Genomic DNA, 18,209 nt, shown 5'->3' with positions numbered 1-18,209 from the left:
TTCGGATCGTCAGTGGAGGGTTGGTTCGGAGGGCACCCGGAACGGCTCTCCGTGCGGGTTGGCCTCCACGACGGGGGGAGCGGCGGCCGCGCCGGTGAATTCCGGCACGATGTCCGCGAGGGTGTTGCGCGCCTCGGCCACGTCGTCGCGCCGGGCCGCGCGCTCGAGCCGCTGCAGCGCAAGGAGGAGCAAATCCTTGTCGAAGAGCCGCGGCGAGGCGATGAGCACGCCTTCGGTGGAGGTCGGCATCGCGGCCTCCTTCGGGTCGAACAGCTCCTCGAACAGCTTCTCCCCCGGGCGCAGCCCGGTGAACTGGATCGGGATGTCGATGTCCGGCCGGTATCCCGAAAGCGCGATCAGCGTCCGCGCGAGATCGACGATGCGCACCGGCTTGCCCATGTCGAGCACGAGGATGCGGCCGCGCTCGTCGGGATGGCCGAGCCCGTGGACGGCCGCCTGGAGGACGAGCTCCGTCGCCTCGCGGATCGTCATGAAATAGCGCTGCATGTCCGGATGCGTCACCGTGACCGGCCCGCCCGTCCGGATCTGCTCCTCGAAGAGCGGCACCACGGAGCCGTTCGACCCGAGCACGTTGCCGAAGCGAACGGTGATGAAGCGGGTGCCGTCCTCCGCCACGTCGAGGGCCTGGCAATAGGCCTCGGCCGCCCGCTTGGAGGCGCCCATGGCGCTCGTCGGCCGGATCGCCTTGTCCGTCGAGATCAGGACCATCGCGCCGACCCCCGCATCGACCGCGGCATCGGCGACGTTGCAGGTCCCCATCACATTGGTGAGCACGCCCTCCGAGAGGTTCATCTCCACCAGCGGGACGTGCTTCAGCGCGGCGGCGTGGAAGATCAGCGCCGGCCGCTCGCGCGCGATGATGCGCCTGATTGTCCGGCGGTCGCGCACGGAGGCGAGGATGCTCGCCTTGCAGAGGGCGGGGTTGAGGGCGGCGATCCTGCGATCGATCGAGTAGAGGTTGAACTCGCTGTTGTCGACGAGCACGAGCCGCTCCGGGCCGTAGGCGGCCACCTGGCGCGCGATCTCGGAGCCGATGCTGCCGCCGGCACCGGTGATGAGCACCACCTGGCCCGCGATCAGCTGGTGGATCTGCTCGAGCTCAAGGCGCACCGGGGGCCGGCCGAGCAGGTCCTCGAGGGTGACCGCATGGAATTCCGGCTCCTCCTTGGAGAGGACTCCGACCGGATCGTTCAGCCGCTTGATCGCGATGCCGTGGCCGGCGGCGGCGATCGCCACCGCCTGCAGCGCCTCGCGGTTCCCCTGTGCCGCCGTGATGATCATGGCGTCGGGCCTGAGGCCCTGCCGGGCAAGGGTCGCGAGGATGCCGTCGATCTCCGCGACGTCCCCGAGGATGGGCACGCCCCGGACCGTCCGTCCCTTCGAGCGCCTGCGGAAGTCGACGACCCCGACGAGCCGGTAGTGCGGGCTCTGCTCGAGCCCGAAGCGGCGAATCACGCGGTCCGCCTGGCCGGCCGAGGCCACGATCAGGACGCGCTGGCGCGGCTGCAGCGCCTCCTGGACCTGGAGCAGCGCGCCGATGCCGCCGTCCTTCAGGAGCCGGTGGAAGATGCGCGGCGTGGCGAGCATGACGATCAGGATGAACCACGCGATGAGCGGCACCGACCGGGGCACGTAGGCGAGCCGGTTGACGAGGAACATCAGGATGAGGAAGGCGACCACCGTCACCGTGCTCGCAAGCACGATGTTGCGGAGGTCCGTGAGGGACGCGAAGCGCCAGATCCCGCGGCCGAGCCGGAAGAACCAGAACGCCACGGCCGCGATCGCCGCGAACACGGCCACGACCGTCACGATCTGGGAGGGCGGCGGAAGGTTCTGCCAGCCATAGCGCAGCAGCAGCGCGAGCGCGATCGAGAAGCCCGCCGCGATGATGTCGTGAATGCCCGCAGCCAGGCGCTTCAGTGTCGTCGACGAGGGTCGTTCGAGCCGCCAAGCCATGATCAGCCTCGATGCCGGGTCCGGACCTGCCGCCGAATCGGCCTCTTCGACCTCCCGAGAGTTGTTCTTCTGGAGCATTCCTTAGTGCGACGCGGGCATGGTCGGCAAGTCGTGCTCGGTTTCCGGCGGACGGGGCGATTTGACCCGGGGCGCCGGAGGACTAGATTGGGCCATGCCCGTGCCACGGCCGATTCCCCAGTTTCACCTCTATGGCGAGACGCCGCAGGAAACGCCGTTCGATTTCGTCTCGGTGGAGACGATCGAGGATCGCGCCCGCCGCGGCGGCTGGCGCATCGAGCCGCACAGCCATCAGAACCTCGACCAGATCCTCGTTCTGCGCGTCGGCAGCGGCTCCGTGATGATGGACGGCGCCGAAAGCGCGATCGGACCGCGCTCCGTGGTGGTCGTTCCGGCGACGAGCGTGCACGGCTTCGACTTCCACGAGGGCGCCGGCGGCGCCGTCTTCTCCTTCACGAGCGATACGCTGCGGGAGCAGCGCGACCGGGCCGGCTCGATCTACGACCGCCTGACGGCGATCTTCACGAAGCCGGTGCTGTCCTTCGCGGAGGACGATCGCTTCGACCGGGTCTGGAGCATCGCGGAGCGGCTGAAGGCCGAGATCGAGACGGACGGCACGGCGGCGCAGATCGCGGTCAGGGCATGGCTCGCGCTGCTCGTGGTCGAGATCATCAGGCGGAGCGCAGGCGCTGGGGCGAACACGGGTCCGGTCATGCGCACGGACGCCGTCATGGAGCGGCTGCGCCGGCTGATCGAGGAGCGGTTCAGGACGACGCGACGGGTCGGCGACTATGCCGATGCGCTTGCAATGACCGTGGACCGGCTGACGGAGCACACCAAGCGCGTCGCGGGGGTCACGCCGGGCCACATGGTGCGCAACCGCGTCGTCCTGGAGGCGAAGCGGCAGCTCGCCTTCACGGACTTCACGGTCGGGCAGATCGCCTTCGATCTCGGCTTCACGGACCCGGCGCACTTCTCGCGGTACTTCCGCCGCTACACGGATCTCACCCCGCAGCAGTTCCGCGAACATCAGCGGAGATCCTGAGCGCGCCGTCCAGCCGCGAAACCATCGGGGTCCGGCCCCGTTGATGCGCGGAGACAGGGAGGAAAGAGCGAATGCCTCAGCAGGTGGACACGCCCATCACGGTCGGAAGCTCCAGCATCGATCTCGGCAGCGCAATCAGAGAACATGCCGAGCAGGAGATCCGGAAGGTGGCCGACAAGTACTTCCAGCGGCTCAACACCGCTTCCGTCCACTTCACGAACGAGGGGAACGCGTTTCGCTGCAGCGTCAACATCCGCATGGGCGGTCTCGACATGATGAGCGCGGAGGCGGCGGCGAAGGATGCCTACCTCGCCTTCGATTCCGCGCTCGCGAAGGTCGAGAAGCAGCTCAGGCGGACGAAGCGGGAGATCCGCGAGGACAAGCACGGCTGAGGGCCGCTCCGGCTCCCGCTCGCCTCTCTCAGGGCGCCTCCATCGCCGCGATCGTGTTCGCCGCGATCTTGAAGGCGTGATTGGCGGCCGGCACGCCGCAATAGATCGCCGTCTGCAGGATGACTTCCTTGATGTCGTCGGCGGTGAGGCCGTTGTTGAAGGCGGCGCGGACATGCATGCCGAGCTCGTCCCAGTGGCCGAGCGCGATGAGGGCGGTGATCACCATGCAGGAGCGGGTCTTCCGGTCGAGCCCCGGCCTGGTCCAGATCTCGCCCCAGGCATAGCGCGTGATGAGCTCCTGGAACTCGCGGTTGAACGCGGTGATCCCGGCATTCGCGCGGTCGACGTGCTCCGATCCGAGAACCGCACGCCGCACCGCCATGCCGGCCTCATAGGTATCGGCCATCTCAGGCCTCCCCGGCGAGATAGGGCAGCACCGACTGCTCGAAGAGGTCGGGCCGCTCGACATTCGACAGATGGGCGGTCGGCATCCTGAGGACGCGCGCCCCGGGAATGTGGTCTGCGACGGCGAGGCCCTGCTCGGGCGTGGTCGCGAGGTCATGGTCGCCGATCACCACGAGCACCGGCGATTCGATGAGGCCGAGCTTGTCGCGGAAATCCATGTCGCGGATCGCGGCGCAGCAGCCGATATAGCCGGCCGGATCGGTGGCCACGAGCGTCGCCAGCAGGCGGTCGACCTCCTGCGGGTTCTGCTCGCGGAACCCGGCCGTGAACCAGCGGTCCGCGCTCGGCGCCTTCAGGCTCTCCATCCCGCCGCCCTCGACGGTGCGGATGCGTCCGTCCCAGATCTCCTTGGACGGATAGAACGCCGCCGTGTTGCAGAAGGCCGCATGCGTGAAGCGCCGCGGGTGGTTCGAGGCGAGCCACATGCCCGTCATGCCGCCCATCGAGATCCCGCAATAGGCGGTCCGCTCGATCTCCAGGGCGTCGAGGAGTTCGACCGCGTCCTTCCCGAGCCGCTCCATCGTATAGGCGCCCTCCGGCGCCCCCGACTTGCCGTGTCCGCGCTGGTCGTAGCGGACGACGCGGAAGCGCCTGCCGGCCGCCGCCATCTGGCTGTCCCACATATGGAGGTCCGTGCCGAGCGAATTGGAGAAGAGGAGGGGCGGCGCGTCCGGCGCCCCCTCGATCTCGTAATGGATCTCAACGCCGTCGCTCGTCGTGAATTCAGCCATCAGTCAGCCTCCAGTTCGCGTTCTGCCTCGGTGAGGGCGCGCTCGATCATCGCCGCCGCGGAGCCGAGATAATTGGAAGGGTCGAGCGCGGCGTCGATCTCGTCTTCGCCGAGCACGTCCGAAATCTGCGGATCGGACCTCGCGATCTCCGCGAGCGGCCGCCGCTTCGTCGCAGCCGTCCTGGAGGCCGCCTCGACGCGGTGATGCGCCTCCATCCGGCCGATGTCCCGCGCGAGCGCCATCATGAGGCTTTCCGCAAGGGGAAGCCCCAATGTGAGGTCGAGGTTCTCGCGCATCCGCCCCTCTTCGACCTCCAGGCCGGCGAGCATCGCGGCCGTCCGCTCGACGCTGCCGCCGGCAAGGAGGAAGAGGTCGCGCATCGTCTCCCATTCGGCCGGCCAGGCGCCCGGCGCGCGCTCCTGCTCCTGCTCGAGGGCGGAGACGATCGTCGCGACGAGGCCGGTGATCCGGCGATGGTTGGCGCGTACCGCCGCGGACCCGACGGGATTGCGCTTGTGCGGCATCGTCGACGACCCGCCCTTGCCGGGCGCCGACGGCTCCAGCGCCTCGCCGATCTCCGTCTGCATCAGGAGCTGGATGTCGAGGGCGATCTTCGCGCAGGCGCCGGAAAGGAGGCCGAGCGCCGCGGCAATCTCGAAAATCCGGCTTCGCTCGGCATGCCAGGTGACGGCCGGCTCCGGGAGGCTGAGCCGACGGGCAAGGGCCGCGCGCACCTGCAGGCCGTCGCTCCGGAGCGCGGCCAGCGTTCCCGCCGCGCCGCCGAACTGGATGGCGAGCGCCTCGCGCCGCACCCGCCTGACCGCCGCGTGGGCGGCGGCGAGCCCGGAGAGCCAGACCGCGACCTTGTAGCCGAACGGGATCGGCAAGGCGTGCTGCATCCAGGTCCTGCCGGGCATGATGGCGTCGCGGTGCCGGCGCGCGAGAGCCGCCGCCGCCTTCATGGCCGACCGCGTCTGCGCCCCGATCTCCGCGAGCGCCGTGCGCGCGAGGAGCATGAAGCCCGTGTCGATCACGTCCTGGCTGGTGGCGCCCCAGTGCACGTAGCCGCGATGGTCCGCTTCGACCTTCGCGGTCAGCGCCTTCACGAGCGGGATCGCAAGGTTGCCGCCGAGCGCCGCGCCGCGGCCGATCGCTTCGATGTCGTAGAGGCCGGGATCGCACGCGTCCCGGATCGCGGCCGCGGCCTCGCGGGGAATCACCCCGCATTCCGCCTCGGCCTCCGCAAGCGCCGCCTCGACCTCGAGCATGGCGCCGAGAATGCCCCGATCGGAGAAGACGCGGCCGAGCGCCTGCGAGGCGAACATGGGCGAGAAGAGCCGGGATCCCGCGATGTCTTCGGTCGTCATGGCGCCGTTCCTAGCGGTTCCGTCCGCCACTGTCACACCGGATCGGCCGCTTTCGCTCCGGCGGTCGAGGGGCGCCGCCCGGCTCCTCCGCGCCGCCGTCCGATGTCCCGGCGGCCGGGATTGCGGAATCCGGCGCTCTCGCCTATATCGCGCCCATCTCGCACGCGGGCTCGAAGCTGTTCCGGCTTTTCCGGTGGCGCAAGCCATTGGCCCGCGGAGGCACAACCGGAGAATTGGTAATGGCGCTTCCCGACTTCACGATGCGCCAGCTGCTCGAGGCTGGCGCACATTTCGGACATCAAACGCACCGCTGGAACCCGAAGATGGCACCCTACATCTTCGGCGAGCGGAACAACGTCCACATCATCGACCTCGCCCAGACCGTGCCGATGCTCTACCGGGCGCTGCAGGCCGTGAGCGACACCGTTGCGCAGGGCGGGCGGATCCTGTTCGTCGGCACCAAGCGGCAGGCGCAGGAAGCTCTCGCCGACGCGGCGCGCCGCTCGGCGCAGTACTACGTCAATTCGCGCTGGCTCGGCGGCATGCTGACCAACTGGAAGACGATCTCGCATTCGATCGACCGGCTGCGCAACCTCGACCAGATGCTCGCCGAGGGCGCGCAGGGCCTGACGAAGAAGGAGCGGCTCTCGCTCACCCGCGAGCGCGACAAGCTCGAGCGCGATCTCGGCGGCATCCGCGACATGGGCGGGCTTCCCGACCTCATCTTCGTGATCGACACGAACAAGGAGGCGATCGCCATCAAGGAAGCGCGCCGGCTCGGCATTCCGGTCGCCGCGATCGTCGACACCAATTGCGACCCGGGCGGCGTGAACCTGCCGGTGCCCGGCAACGACGATGCGGGCCGGGCGATCGCGCTCTATTGCGATCTCGTCTCGCGCGCCGCGCTCGACGGCATCTCGCGCAGCCAGGGCGACCTCGGCGTCGACGTGGGTGCCTCCGAGGAGGTTCCGTACGAGCCGGAGCTCGACACGAATGTCCCCGCGGGCGCGGGCGAAGCCGCTGCCGGCGCCCCCGCCTGACGACGCCAGCCTGAAAGAACGCGAGGAGCGAATATGGCCATCACCGCACAGATGGTGAAGGAGCTGCGCGAGAAGACCGGCGCAGGCATGATGGACTGCAAGACGGCCCTGCAGGAATCGGGCGGCGACATGGAAGCCGCCGTCGACTGGCTGCGCACGAAGGGCCTCGCCAAGGCGGCGAAGAAGGCCGGGCGCGTGGCCGCGGAGGGTCTCGTCGGGATCGCCGAGGCCGGCCGCAAGGCGGCGATCGTCGAGCTCAACTCGGAGACGGACTTCGTCGCCCGGAACGATCGGTTCCAGGCGCTGGTGACCGAGGTGGCCGAGGCGGCGCTGACGACGGACGGGTCGCTCGAGGCCGTGATGGCCGCGAAGCTGCCGAAATCCGGCAAGACGGTCGAGGCGGCGGTCACCGACGCGGTGGCGACGATCGGCGAGAACATGACGCTCCGCCGTTCCGCCGCCCTCGAAGTCGACGAGGGCGTGGTCGCCGGCTACATCCATGCGGCGGCGGCGCCCGGGCTCGGCAAGATCGGCGTGATCGTCGGCGTCCGCTCCGCCGGCGACAGCGGCAAGCTCTATGCGCTCGGCCGCCAGATCGCGATGCATGTCGCCGCGGCGAGCCCGCTTGCGCTCGACGTGAGCGACCTCGACCCGGCGGTCGTCGCCCGCGAGCGGGCGGTCTATGCCGAGCAGGCGCGCGGATCCGGCAAGCCGGAGGCGATCATCGACAAGATGGTCGAGGGCCGGCTGCGGAAGTTCTACGAGGAGGCCGTGCTCCTGAAGCAGGTCTTCGTCATCGACGGCGAGCGGTCGGTGGAGACCGTGCTGCGCGACGCGCAGAAGGATGTCGGGGCGCCGGTGGCGCTCACCGGCTTCGTCTGCTTCCGCCTCGGCGAGGGCGTGGAGCGCGAGGAGGCGGACTTCGCAGCCGAGGTGGCCGCGGCCGTCGGCCAGCGCTGACAGCAAAGCTTCGGTGGAAGTCGAGGGCGCCGACGTGACTTGTCGGCGCCCTTGGCGTATGCGAGCTCGCGCCGGCGGCGCAACAGGACGGGGATGGGCCACTTGGGAACGATGGGTCGGCCGAAGCCGAAGCGGATCCTCCTGAAGCTCTCGGGCGAGGCCCTGGTCGGCGAGCAGTCGTTCGGGATCGACGACAATGCCGTCCGCCGGTTCGCGAGCGAGATCGCCCAGGTGTCGAAGTCCGGCACGGAAGTCGCGATCGTCATCGGCGGCGGCAACATCTTCCGCGGCATGGCGATCGCCGCCCGCGGCGGCGACCGGGTCACCGGCGACCACATGGGCATGCTCGCGACCGTCATGAACGCGCTAGCGCTCGAGGCGGCGCTCGTCCACGAGGGCGTCGACGCGCGGGCGATGTCGGCGATCGAGATGCCCTCGATCTGCGAGACCTACATCCACCGGCGCGCCGCCTGGCACATGAACAAGGGGCTCGTCGTGGTCCTCGCCGGCGGCACCGGCAATCCCTTCTTCACGACCGACAGCGGCGCGGCGCTGCGGGCGCTCGAACTCGAATGCGATGCGCTCCTCAAGGGCACGCAGGTCGACGGCGTCTACACCGCCGATCCGCGCCTCGACGCCGGCGCCCGCAAGTACGACCGCGTCAGCTACGAGGAGGCGATCGCGAAGGGGCTCGCCGTCATGGACACGGCGGCCTTCGCGCTTGCCCGCGACAACCGTCTGCCGATAATCGTCTTCAACATCCACGAGGCGGGCGCGCTTGCGCGCATCGTCGCCGGCGAGGCCGTCGGGACGCTGGTCTCGGCGAATTGACCTCCGTGCCTCGCACAGGACAACAGGGGAAGAAACATGAGTGAGGGGTTCGACAGCGGCGATCTCAATCGGCGCATGCACGGTGCGGTCTCCGTGCTGAAGACGGAGCTCTCGGGCCTGCGCACCGGCCGCGCCTCGGCCAATCTCCTCGATCCGATCGTCGTGCCCGCCTACGGCACCAACATGCCGATCAGCCAGGTCGGCACGGTGAGCGTGCCCGAGCCGCGCATGATCACGGTCCAGGTCTGGGACCAGACGCTGGTCGGCAAGGTCGACCGCGCGATCAGGGACGCCAATCTAGGCCTCAACCCGGTGGTCGAGGGCACGCTTTTGCGCATCCCGATCCCCGAGCTCAACGCCCAGCGCCGGCAGGAGCTCGTCAAGGTGGCCCACAAATATGCCGAGCAGGCGCGCGTGGCCGTCCGGCACGTCCGCCGCGACGGCATGGAGACCCTGAAACGCCTGGAGAAGAACAGCGAGATCAGCCAGGATGAGAGCCGGGCTCACTCCGACGAGATTCAGAAGATGACCGACTCCTTCATTAAGGAGATCGATGACATGCTCTCGTCGAAGGAGAAAGAGATCACGCACGTCTGATCGCCTGGTACGGGCGAGGAGGCCCTGGATTGGCGATGGCAAGCGCTCCCGCGAAGCAGATCGAACCGGCTGTGCTCCCGGAGCGGATCCCGCGGCACGTCGCGATCATCATGGACGGCAACGGGCGCTGGGCGAATGCGCGCGGGCTCCCGCGTGCGGAGGGCCATCGCCGGGGCGTGGAGGTCGTGCGGCGCGCGGTCCGCTATGCCGGCGAGCGGGGCATCCGGTACCTCACGCTCTTCAGCTTCTCGTCCGAGAACTGGTCGCGGCCGCAATCGGAGATCCAGGACCTCCTGAACCTGCTCCGCCTGTTCATCCGGCGCGACCTTTCGGAGCTGAAGGCGAACAACGTCCGCATCCATGTCATCGGCGCGCGCACGGGCCTGCCCGGCGACATCCGCGAGCTGATCGAGGCGGCCGAGCGGGAGACGGCCGCGAATACCGGACTCGTGCTCCAAGTGGCGTTCAATTACGGCGCGCGCGACGAGATCGTCCGGGCAGCGCGGCGGCTCGCGGAGAAGGCGGCGCGCGGGGAGGTGAAGGCGGAGGAGATCGGCGCGGACCTGTTCCAGTCCTGCCTCGACACCGCCGGCACGCCGGATCCGGACCTCGTGATCCGGACCTCGGGCGAGAAGCGGATCAGCAATTTCCTGCTCTGGCAGGCGGCCTATGCCGAGTTCGTCTTCATGCCGGTGCTCTGGCCCGATTTCGACGACGCGCATTTCGACGCGGCGCTCCGGGAGTTCGCCGGCCGCGAGCGGCGCTTCGGGGGAATCCGGAGTGAATGAGCCCAAGACGGGCGCGCGCTCGGCCGGCAATCTCGCACCCAGGATCCTGTCGTCGCTCGTTCTCGTGCCGCTCGTCCTCGCGCTCACTTGGTATGGCGGCGTGGCCTACGTGCTCCTGATGATCTCCATCGCGGCCGTCGCCTTCGGGGAATGGATGACGGTCACCGCGCGGACCGTTGGCGGGGCGCGGGCGGCCTGGATCGCGCTGGGGCTCCTCTATGTCGGAATTCCGACTGCCGGGCTCGTGCTCCTGCGCATCGGCGGGCCGGAAGCCTGGATCGGAATCGTGTTCATCTTCGCCATCGTCTGGGCGACCGATACGGCCGCCTATTTCGGCGGCCGCACCATCGGCGGGCCGAAGCTCTGGCCGCGCATCTCGCCGAACAAGACTTGGTCGGGCGCCGTCGCCGGCCTCCTCGCCGGCATCGTGGCGGGCGCGCTCGTCGCTGCGGCGTCCGGGGCGCCGCTTGTGGCCGCGGCAGTTCTCGCCGCGGTGCTGTCCGTGGCATCGCAGGCGGGAGACCTCCTCGAATCCGCCTTCAAGCGGCGCTTCTCCGTGAAGGACTCCGGCTCGCTCATCCCGGGGCATGGCGGCGTCCTCGACCGGATCGACGGCCTCTACGGCGCTGCCGCCGCGGCCTGGATCCTCTCGCTCGCCGGCTTCTCCGGGCCGCTCTTCGGCTGGTCGGGAGCGGCCGCCTGATGCGCCGCGTCAGCCTTCTCGGAGCGACCGGTTCGGTCGGCACGAGCGCCGCCGAGGTCCTCGCGGCCGATCCGGGCCGCTTCGCCGTCCATCTTGTCACGGCCCGGAACGATGCGGCCGGGCTCGCGGCCGCCGCCAGGCGGCTCCGCGCGGAGCGTGCCGTAATCGCCGATCCCGCCGCCCTGCCGGCGCTCCGGGAGGCGCTCGCCGGGACATCGACCGAGGCGGCGGGCGGACCGGACGCGCTCGAGGAGGCTGCCGGCGAACGGGTCGACATCGTGCTCTCGGCCATCGTCGGCGCCGCCGGGCTCAGGCCAACGGCGGCGGCCGTGCGGGCCGGCAACGCGATCGCGCTCGCCAACAAGGAATGCCTCGTCTGCGCCGGTTCGGCCTTCATGGCGCTCGCCAGGCGTCACGGCGCGACCGTGCTGCCGGTCGATTCCGAGCACAACGCCTTGTTCCAGCTGCTCGAGGGGCGCGATCCGGCCGACATCGCCTCCTTCACGATCACGGCTTCGGGCGGGCCGTTCCGCGGCTGGGATGCCGGCCGTCTCGCCGCGGCGACGCCGGCGGAGGCGCTGGCGCATCCGACCTGGTCGATGGGCCCGAAGATCTCGATCGATTCCGCGACCCTCATGAACAAGGGGCTCGAGCTGATCGAAGCCCACCATCTCTTCGCGATCCCGCCCGAGCGGCTCGACGTGATCGTCCATCCGCAGTCGGTGGTCCACGGGCTCGTCACCTTCCGCGACGGCTCGGTGCATGCGGAGATCGGCGCGCCCGACATGAAGCGGCCCATCGCGTTCTGCCTCTACTGGCCGCAGCGCGCCCGCACGACCGCGAGCAGGCTCGACCTCGTCAAGGTCGGGCGGCTGGCCTTCGAGGATCCCGACGAGGGCCGCTTTCCGGCACTGAGGCTCGCGCGCGAGGCGCTCCGGACCGGGCAGGGGGCGCCGACCGTGCTCAACGCGGCCAACGAGATTGCCGTCGCGTCGTTCCTCGCCGGCGGGATCGGATTTCCCGGCATTGCCGAGCTCGTGGAGCGGACGCTGGCGGATGCGGACCGTTCCGGGCTCCTCGTCGATCCGGGCTCGATCGACGATGCCATTGCCCTCGACCGCGAAGCGCGCGAACGTGCGGAGCGGACGCTTGATAAAGTCCTGGCCGTCGCCAGCTAAGGAGCTGGTGCGCGAGAGGTGGAGATGACCGACCTTCTGATGCAGCCCGTGGGAATCATCACGGGCTATGTGATCCCGGCCCTGATCGTGCTGACGGTCGTCGTCTTCATCCACGAACTCGGACATTTCCTCGTCGCGCGCTGGTGCGGGATCCGCGTCGCCGCCTTCTCGATCGGCTTCGGGCGGGAGCTCTTCGGCTTCAACGATCGCAGGGGCACGCGCTGGAAGGTGAGCCTCATTCCGCTCGGCGGCTACGTCCGGTTCGAGGGCGACGAGAACGCCGCATCGATTCCGGACCAGGCGGAACTCGACCAGGTCCCGCCGGAGCGTCGCGCCGGGCTGTTCCACTTTGCCGCGCTCTGGCGGCGGGCGGCGGTCGTCGCCGCCGGTCCGATCGCGAACTTCATTCTCGCGATCGTGGTGTTCGCCGTCCTGTTCGGGACGGTCGGCAAGCCGATGACCACGCCGCGGGCCGATTCCGTCGTGGCCGGCAGCCCGGCGGAGCAGGCGGGCATCCGCCCGGGCGACCGCATCGTGGCGATCGACGGCCAGGCGATCGAATCCTTCTCCGAGATCCAGCGCATCGTCACCCTTTCGGCCGGCTCCCCGCTCACGATCACGGTGGAGCGCGGAGGGGAGCGGATGGACCTGACCGCGACGCCGCGCCGCGAGCAGGTGCCGGACGGCTTCGGCGGAACGCAGCGGGTGGGCATCCTCGGGATCTCGCGGACGATGAATGCCGGCGATGTCGTCTTCGAGACGTTCGGCCCCGTCGGCGCCGTGCGCGAGGGCGTGCGCGAGACCTGGGAGATCATCGACCGGACGCTCACCTATGTGGGCCGGCTCTTCCGCGGCCGGGAAACCGCGGACCAGCTCAGCGGTCCGCTGCGCGTCGTGCAGGTCTCGGGGACGGTCGCCTCGTCGGGCGGAGCGGTGGGCCTCGTGCACCTGATGGCGATCCTCTCGGTCAGCATCGGCCTTCTCAATCTCTTCCCGATCCCGATGCTCGACGGCGGCCATCTCGTGTTCTACGCGATCGAGGCGATCCGCGGCCGGCCGCTTAGCGCGCGGGCCCAGGAGCTCGGCTTCCGGATCGGCTTCGCGCTCGTCCTGATGCTCTTCATGTTCGTGACCTTCAACGACATCGTTAAGATCTCCGGAATATGAGTCGGGGCCGAAGTGGGACGGTGCGTTCGTTGCCGAAAGGCCACTTGCGGGCAAAATGCTGTCGGTGGCGTTCGGCAGCTTGTTGAAAGCGTTCCGAAAGGCTGCGATAGGAAGCCTTCGCTGAGTCCGTCGAAGACGCCGTTCGCAGTTCGTCGCATCAGAGACCGGGTACAAAACGGCCAATGACAGCAAAGTTGATCCGGGCCACGTTCTCGGCCCTCCTCGTCGCCGCGCCAGCGTTCTCGGCAGGCGGTGCGATCCCCTTCGGCAGCTTCGTCTCCTCGGCGGAGGCGGCTGTCGTCAACCGGATCGTCGTGAGGGGCAACGAACGCGTCGATGCGGAGACGATCCGCGCGTACATGATGGCCCAGCCCGGCCAGAGCTTCTCGTCCGAGCAGCTCGATGAATCCCTGAAGGCGCTCTACGAGACCGGGCTCTTCGCCGACGTGAAGGTGACGCAGAGCGGCGGCGCGCTGGTCGTCACGGTGGTGGAGAACCCGCTCATCAACCGCGTCGCCTTCGAAGGCAACAAGCGCTACAAGGACGAGCAGCTCAAGGGCGTCGTGCAGTCCGAGGCGAACGGGGTCCTGACCAGCTCGCGCGTGCAGAGCGACGTCCAGCGCATCCTGGAGCTCTATCGCCGGGGCGGGCGGTTCCAGGCCTCGGTCGAGGCCAAGACGATCCAGCTCCCGCAGAACCGCGTGAACCTCGTCTACGAGGTCACCGAGGGGCCGAAGACCGGCGTCTCGCGCATCAACTTCATCGGCAACCAGGCGTTCAGCGACAGCCGGCTCCGCAACGTCATCGAGACGCGCGAGAGCGGCCTGCTGAGCTTCCTGCGCCGGAGCGACGTCTACGATCCGGACAGGCTCTCCGCCGACGAGGAGAAGATCCGGCAGTATTATCTCAACCGCGGCTACGCCGACTTCCAGATCGTCTCCTCGGTCGCGGACCTCGACCGCGAGCGGAACGTCTTCTTCATCACCTTCACGGTGGACGAGGGCCAGAAGTACCAGTTCGGCGCGATCGACGTGGAATCCGTCGTGCCCGGGATCGATCCGGAGCGCCTGCGCCGGCTGGTCACCGCCCGCGAGGGGAACACCTTCTCCAGCCGCGACGTGCAGGATTCGATCGAGGCGATGACCATCGACCTCGCGGGCTCCGGCTACGCATTCGCGCAGATCCGCCCGCGCCTCGACCGCAATCCGGAGACGAAGACGATCGGCATCACCTTCGTCATCGACGAGGGACCGCGGGCCTATGTGGAGCGGATCGAGATCCGCGGGAATTCCCGCACCCGGGACTACGTGATCCGTCGCGAGTTCGACATCGCGGAAGGCGACGCCTTCAACCGCGTCCTGATCGACCGCGCCGAGCGCCGGCTGAAGAACCTGAACTATTTCAAGTCGGTGAAGATCTCGACGGAGCCGGGCGCCGAGCCCGACCGCGTGGTCGTGGTCGTGAACATCGAGGAGCAGCCGACCGGCGAGCTCTCGTTCGGCGCCGGCTACTCGACGGCGGACGGCGTCATCGGCGACATCTCGCTCACCGAGCGGAACTTCCTGGGCCGCGGCTATGTGGTGCGGGTGGCGGTCGGCGGCGGCGAGAGTGCGCGCACCTACGAATTCGGCTTCACCGACCCGTACTTCCTCGGACGGCGCATTTCGGCCGGATTCAACGTGTTCCGGCGGGAGTACGAGGATAACGACTACCGCTCGTACAATTTCGACAGCACCGGCGGCGGGCTGACCTTCGGCTTCCCGATCACGGAGGAGTTCACCGTCCAGCTCGGCTACCAGATCGAAAGCCAGGACATCAACGTCCCGGACTACGACTACTCGACCGACATCTCCGACGGGACGTTCGACTGCACGAGCGGGGTCTCCAAGGCGGTGTGCCAGGCGGAGGGCAACTCGCTCGTGTCTTCGGTCAGCTATTCGCTGATCTACGACTCGCTCGACAACCGCATCAATCCGACTGACGGCATCTACGCCAAGTTCACGCAGGAATTCGCCGGCGTCGGCGGCGACGTGAGCTTCATGCGGACCACGGCGCAGGCGAGCTATTATCACGAGGTCCTGCCCGATGCCGGCGTGCTCGGCCTGCTGAAGGTCCAGGGCGGCCACATCATGGGTCTCGGCGAGGACGTCCGGCTGCTCGACGCCTTCTTCAAGGGCGGCGAGACGATCCGCGGCTTCGAGAGCTCGGGCATCGGTCCGCGCGACGCGCTGACCGGCGATGCCCTCGGCGCCAAGATCTATGTCGCGGGCACCGCAGAGCTTCAGTTCCCGCTGCCCGGCATCCCCAAGGAGATCGGGCTGCGGGGCGCCGTGTTCGCGGATGCCGGAACGGCCTACGACACCGATTTCGACAGCGCGCAGTACCAGGCGCTCGGGATCTTCGTGGACGACAGCGCGTCGATCCGCTCCTCGATCGGCGCCTCGATCCTCTGGGCCTCTCCGCTCGGGCCGCTGCGCGCCGACTTCGCCTATGTCCTGACCTCCGAAGAGTACGACCGGAAGCAGTTCTTCCGGATCGGCGGCGGGACCCGGTTCTGAGAGCCGGCGCCGGCGCCCTGGGGCGCCGGCCGTCGGAAGGGTGCCATCCTTATCATGCGTGACGAGCGCTTCTTCCCGGCGCCGGCGCCGATGTCGATCGGCGAGGTGGCGAAGCTCGTCGGAGCGGCGGTGGCGCGCGGCGACGCCGCCCTCGCGATCGACGGGGCGGCACCGCTCGAGACGGCGGGCCCCGGCGACCTGAGCTTCCTCGACAATCCGAAATATGTGCGGCTCCTGGCAGCGACCACGGCGGCGGCCGTGCTCTGCGCGCCGCGCTACGAGGCGCGCGTCCCCGCGCATGTGGCCGTCCTCCTGACGAGCGAGCCCTACCGCGCCTATGCGCGCTATCTCGCCGCGGCCTATCCCTCCGCGCTCCGTCCCGCGGGAATGTACGGCGACCCCTCGGCGCGCGGCACGGTGCATCCTTCGGCGGTCCTCGAGGAGGGCGTGGTCGTCGAGCCGGGTGCGGTCGTCGGGGCGCACGCGGAGATCGGGCGGGGCACGGTGATCGCGTCCGGCGCCGTGATCGGCCTCGGGGTCGCGATTGGCCGCGACTGCTCGATCGGCGCGAACGCCTCCGTCCAGCACGCCTTCATCGGGAACCGCGTGATCGTGCATCCCGGGGTGCGGATCGGCCAGGACGGCTTCGGCTTTGCGATGAGCCCCGGGGGGCACGCGAAGGTCGCGCAGATCGGCCGCGTGATCATCCAGGACGACGTGGAGATCGGAGCGAACACGACGATCGACCGCGGCGCGAACCGCGATACCGTGATCGGCGAGGGCACCAAGATCGACAACCAGGTCCAGATTGGGCACAACGTCGAGATCGGCCGCCACTGCGTGCTGGTCGCCCAGGTCGGGATTTCCGGGAGCGCCAAGCTCGGGGACTATGTCGCGATCGGAGGCCAGAGCGGCGTGAACGGCCACGTCACGATCGGAACCGGGGCACAGATCGCCGCGGTGAGCGTCGTCCACGGCGACGTGCCGGCGGGCGCCCGCTGGGGCGGCGTGCCGGCACGCCCGGTCACGGAGTGGTTCAGGGAAATGACCGCGCTGAGGGCCCTTGGCAAGAAGCAGCGGACTGGGTCAGAACAGCAACAATAACAGTCCATTGGGGGCCGGGATCATGGAACAGAACGCGGACTCGCTGGAAGCGGCCGACATCGCCAGGATCATGGCGGCGCTTCCCCATCGCTATCCGTTCCTGATGGTCGATCGCATCCGCGACATCCGCGGCGACGAGTACTGCGTCGGGATCAAGAACGTCACGATCAACGAACCCCATTTCCTGGGCCACTTCCCCAACTTCCCGGTGATGCCGGGCGTTCTTTTGATCGAGGGGATGGCGCAGACGGCGGGCGCGCTCTGCGTGCTCGCCCGCCAGGAGGCCGGAAAGCCGAAGCTCGTCTACTTCATGACCATCGACAAGGCGAAGTTCCGGAAGCCGGTCGTTCCGGGCGACCGGGTCGAATACCATGTCCAGAAGGTGAAGCGGCGGGGCAGCATCTGGCGTTTCGCCTGCGAGGCGCGGGTGGACAACGCCAAGGTCGCAGAGGCGGAAGTGAGCGCCATGCTGGTGGACGAGTGACGTGGCCGATGTTCATCCGACAGCGATCGTTGAACCCGGCGCCAGGCTCGGCGACGGCGTCCGGATCGGGCCGTTCTCGATCATCGGTGCGGAAGTCAGCCTCGGCGACGGCTGCGATCTCGTCAGCCACGTCGTCGTCGCCGGCCGGACCGAGATCGGAGCGCGGACCCGGATCTACCCGTTCGCCTCGATCGGGCATCCGCCGCAGGACCTGAAATATCGCGGCGAGGAATCGCGCCTCGTCCTCGGCAGCGACTGCCTCATCCGCGAGGGCGTCACCATGAATCCGGGCACGGAGGGCGGCGGCATGCTGACCTCCATCGCGGACCGCTGCGTCTTCCTGGCGAACTCCCATGTCGGCCACGACTGCCATCTCGGCACGAACGTCATCCTGTCGAACAACGTGATGCTCGCCGGCCACGTCTCCCTCGGGGACTACGTGATCGTCGGCGGCGGCGCGGCAGTGATCCAGCACGCGCGCGTCGGGGCGCATGCCTTTGTCGGCGGCATGGCCGGCGTCGAGAACGACGTCATCCCGTTCGGCTCCGTGCTCGGCAACCGCGCCCATCTCGGCGGGCTCAACCTCGTCGGGCTGAAGCGGCGCGGCTTCCCCCGCGAGACCATGCAGAACCTCCGCCGCGCCTACCGGCGCATCTTTTCGGGCGAGGGCACGTTCCGGGAACGGGTCGAGGCAGTCGGCGCGGAATTCCCCGACGACCCGAACGTGCAGATGGTCGTGGACTTCATCCGCCAGGGCGGCGAGCGGTCGTTCTGCATGCCGCGCGGCGAGCTCGCCGACTGAGG

Annotated in this window: 18 protein-coding genes; 14 read left to right on the top strand and 4 right to left on the bottom strand. The window is 68.9% G+C overall.

Going from position 1 to position 18,209, the window contains the following annotated elements; all coding sequences use genetic code 11:
- Positions 1-9: 9 nt before the first annotated feature.
- Positions 10-1,977, bottom strand: coding sequence for a nucleoside-diphosphate sugar epimerase/dehydratase (locus E4O86_RS08430; protein ID WP_161140089.1), 1,968 nt, complete (start codon positions 1,975-1,977; stop codon positions 10-12).
- 172 nt (positions 1,978-2,149) lie between these two features.
- On the opposite strand from E4O86_RS08430, the gene E4O86_RS08425 reads away from it, so the two are divergent.
- The gene (locus E4O86_RS08425) at positions 2,150-3,040 is read left to right on the top strand and encodes a helix-turn-helix domain-containing protein (RefSeq protein WP_161140088.1); all 891 of its coding nucleotides are present in this window, start codon (positions 2,150-2,152) and stop codon (positions 3,038-3,040) included.
- Between the two features lie 71 nt (positions 3,041-3,111).
- Complete coding sequence (gene hpf, locus E4O86_RS08420; protein ID WP_161140087.1) at positions 3,112-3,432, top strand: ribosome hibernation-promoting factor, HPF/YfiA family; 321 nt, start codon at positions 3,112-3,114, stop codon at positions 3,430-3,432.
- Positions 3,433-3,460: 28 nt separating this feature from the next.
- On the opposite strand, the gene pcaC is transcribed toward hpf, so the two are convergent.
- From pcaC to pcaB, 3 genes are read right to left on the bottom strand one after another with little or no spacing between them, the layout of a single operon-like run.
- Positions 3,461-3,838 (bottom strand): 4-carboxymuconolactone decarboxylase, encoded by a 378-nt coding sequence (pcaC, locus tag E4O86_RS08415; protein ID WP_205520781.1) that lies wholly within the window; start codon positions 3,836-3,838, stop codon positions 3,461-3,463.
- A gap of 1 nt (position 3,839) precedes the next feature.
- The gene (gene pcaD / locus E4O86_RS08410) at positions 3,840-4,628 is read right to left on the bottom strand and encodes a 3-oxoadipate enol-lactonase (protein WP_161140085.1); all 789 of its coding nucleotides are present in this window, start codon (positions 4,626-4,628) and stop codon (positions 3,840-3,842) included.
- On the bottom strand, positions 4,628-5,995 hold the full coding sequence (pcaB, locus tag E4O86_RS08405) for a 3-carboxy-cis,cis-muconate cycloisomerase (protein ID WP_205520780.1): 1,368 nt from the start codon (positions 5,993-5,995) through the stop codon (positions 4,628-4,630). Before pcaB ends, pcaD begins: the two co-directional genes overlap by 1 nt.
- Before the next feature lie 239 nt (positions 5,996-6,234).
- Here pcaB and rpsB point away from each other — a divergent pair, with 239 nt between their 5' ends.
- The 12 genes from rpsB to lpxA all read left to right on the top strand — a co-directional run bounded on the left by rpsB (position 6,235) and on the right by lpxA (position 18,207).
- The gene (gene rpsB, locus E4O86_RS08400) at positions 6,235-7,035 is read left to right on the top strand and encodes a 30S ribosomal protein S2 (RefSeq protein WP_161140084.1); all 801 of its coding nucleotides are present in this window, start codon (positions 6,235-6,237) and stop codon (positions 7,033-7,035) included.
- Between the two features lie 33 nt (positions 7,036-7,068).
- Positions 7,069-7,995, top strand: a complete 927-nt coding sequence (gene tsf, locus E4O86_RS08395) for a translation elongation factor Ts (RefSeq protein ID WP_161140083.1) — start codon at positions 7,069-7,071, stop codon at positions 7,993-7,995.
- Positions 7,996-8,106: 111 nt separating this feature from the next.
- Positions 8,107-8,826: a UMP kinase gene (pyrH, locus tag E4O86_RS08390; protein WP_161140104.1), complete on the top strand. Its 720-nt coding sequence runs from the start codon at positions 8,107-8,109 to the stop codon at positions 8,824-8,826.
- Positions 8,827-8,862: 36 nt separating this feature from the next.
- Entirely contained in the window at positions 8,863-9,423 is a 561-nt protein-coding gene (gene frr, locus E4O86_RS08385) for a ribosome recycling factor (protein ID WP_161140082.1), read from the top strand.
- 35 nt (positions 9,424-9,458) lie between these two features.
- Entirely contained in the window at positions 9,459-10,211 is a 753-nt protein-coding gene (locus E4O86_RS08380) for an isoprenyl transferase (protein WP_161140081.1), read from the top strand.
- A complete protein-coding gene (locus tag E4O86_RS08375) occupies positions 10,204-10,914 on the top strand; it encodes a phosphatidate cytidylyltransferase (RefSeq protein WP_343039126.1) in 711 nt (236 codons plus the stop codon). Before E4O86_RS08380 ends, E4O86_RS08375 begins: the two co-directional genes overlap by 8 nt.
- Positions 10,914-12,092, top strand: coding sequence for a 1-deoxy-D-xylulose-5-phosphate reductoisomerase (dxr, locus tag E4O86_RS08370; RefSeq protein ID WP_161140079.1), 1,179 nt, complete (start codon positions 10,914-10,916; stop codon positions 12,090-12,092). The genes E4O86_RS08375 and dxr overlap by 1 nt, the downstream gene beginning before the upstream one ends.
- Before the next feature lie 24 nt (positions 12,093-12,116).
- Positions 12,117-13,259: an RIP metalloprotease RseP gene (gene rseP, locus E4O86_RS08365; protein WP_161140078.1), complete on the top strand. Its 1,143-nt coding sequence runs from the start codon at positions 12,117-12,119 to the stop codon at positions 13,257-13,259.
- Positions 13,260-13,441: 182 nt separating this feature from the next.
- The gene (gene bamA / locus E4O86_RS08360) at positions 13,442-15,817 is read left to right on the top strand and encodes an outer membrane protein assembly factor BamA (protein WP_161140077.1); all 2,376 of its coding nucleotides are present in this window, start codon (positions 13,442-13,444) and stop codon (positions 15,815-15,817) included.
- A gap of 54 nt (positions 15,818-15,871) precedes the next feature.
- Positions 15,872-16,921, top strand: a complete 1,050-nt coding sequence (gene lpxD / locus E4O86_RS08355; protein WP_161140076.1) for a UDP-3-O-(3-hydroxymyristoyl)glucosamine N-acyltransferase — start codon at positions 15,872-15,874, stop codon at positions 16,919-16,921.
- A gap of 22 nt (positions 16,922-16,943) precedes the next feature.
- Positions 16,944-17,405, top strand: coding sequence for a 3-hydroxyacyl-ACP dehydratase FabZ (gene fabZ / locus E4O86_RS08350; RefSeq protein ID WP_161140075.1), 462 nt, complete (start codon positions 16,944-16,946; stop codon positions 17,403-17,405).
- A gap of 1 nt (position 17,406) precedes the next feature.
- Positions 17,407-18,207, top strand: coding sequence for an acyl-ACP--UDP-N-acetylglucosamine O-acyltransferase (lpxA, locus tag E4O86_RS08345; protein WP_161140074.1), 801 nt, complete (start codon positions 17,407-17,409; stop codon positions 18,205-18,207).
- Positions 18,208-18,209: the final 2 nt, after the last annotated feature.

This window comes from Propylenella binzhouense (assembly GCF_009866965.1).
In the GTDB taxonomy this organism is placed as follows: Bacteria; Pseudomonadota; Alphaproteobacteria; order Rhizobiales; family Afifellaceae; genus Propylenella; species Propylenella binzhouense.
The sequence above is the reverse complement of the archived record's forward strand: the minus strand, read 5'-3'. Positions and strand labels throughout refer to the sequence as shown.

What these genes read in the sequence shown, in the direction of transcription:
- E4O86_RS08430 (WP_161140089.1), bottom strand. Translation starts at nt 1,977, where the DNA reads ATGGCTTGGCGGCTCGAACGACCCTCGTCGACGACACTGAAGCGCCTG.
- E4O86_RS08425 (WP_161140088.1), top strand. Translation starts at nt 2,150, where the DNA reads ATGCCCGTGCCACGGCCGATTCCCCAGTTTCACCTCTATGGCGAGACG.
- hpf (WP_161140087.1), top strand. Translation starts at nt 3,112, where the DNA reads ATGCCTCAGCAGGTGGACACGCCCATCACGGTCGGAAGCTCCAGCATC.
- pcaC (WP_205520781.1), bottom strand. Translation starts at nt 3,838, where the DNA reads ATGGCCGATACCTATGAGGCCGGCATGGCGGTGCGGCGTGCGGTTCTC.
- pcaD (WP_161140085.1), bottom strand. Translation starts at nt 4,628, where the DNA reads ATGGCTGAATTCACGACGAGCGACGGCGTTGAGATCCATTACGAGATC.
- pcaB (WP_205520780.1), bottom strand. Translation starts at nt 5,995, where the DNA reads ATGACGACCGAAGACATCGCGGGATCCCGGCTCTTCTCGCCCATGTTC.
- rpsB (WP_161140084.1), top strand. Translation starts at nt 6,235, where the DNA reads ATGGCGCTTCCCGACTTCACGATGCGCCAGCTGCTCGAGGCTGGCGCA.
- tsf (WP_161140083.1), top strand. Translation starts at nt 7,069, where the DNA reads ATGGCCATCACCGCACAGATGGTGAAGGAGCTGCGCGAGAAGACCGGC.
- pyrH (WP_161140104.1), top strand. Translation starts at nt 8,107, where the DNA reads ATGGGTCGGCCGAAGCCGAAGCGGATCCTCCTGAAGCTCTCGGGCGAG.
- frr (WP_161140082.1), top strand. Translation starts at nt 8,863, where the DNA reads ATGAGTGAGGGGTTCGACAGCGGCGATCTCAATCGGCGCATGCACGGT.
- E4O86_RS08380 (WP_161140081.1), top strand. Translation starts at nt 9,459, where the DNA reads ATGGCAAGCGCTCCCGCGAAGCAGATCGAACCGGCTGTGCTCCCGGAG.
- dxr (WP_161140079.1), top strand. Translation starts at nt 10,914, where the DNA reads ATGCGCCGCGTCAGCCTTCTCGGAGCGACCGGTTCGGTCGGCACGAGC.
- rseP (WP_161140078.1), top strand. Translation starts at nt 12,117, where the DNA reads ATGACCGACCTTCTGATGCAGCCCGTGGGAATCATCACGGGCTATGTG.
- bamA (WP_161140077.1), top strand. Translation starts at nt 13,442, where the DNA reads ATGACAGCAAAGTTGATCCGGGCCACGTTCTCGGCCCTCCTCGTCGCC.
- lpxD (WP_161140076.1), top strand. Translation starts at nt 15,872, where the DNA reads ATGCGTGACGAGCGCTTCTTCCCGGCGCCGGCGCCGATGTCGATCGGC.
- fabZ (WP_161140075.1), top strand. Translation starts at nt 16,944, where the DNA reads ATGGAACAGAACGCGGACTCGCTGGAAGCGGCCGACATCGCCAGGATC.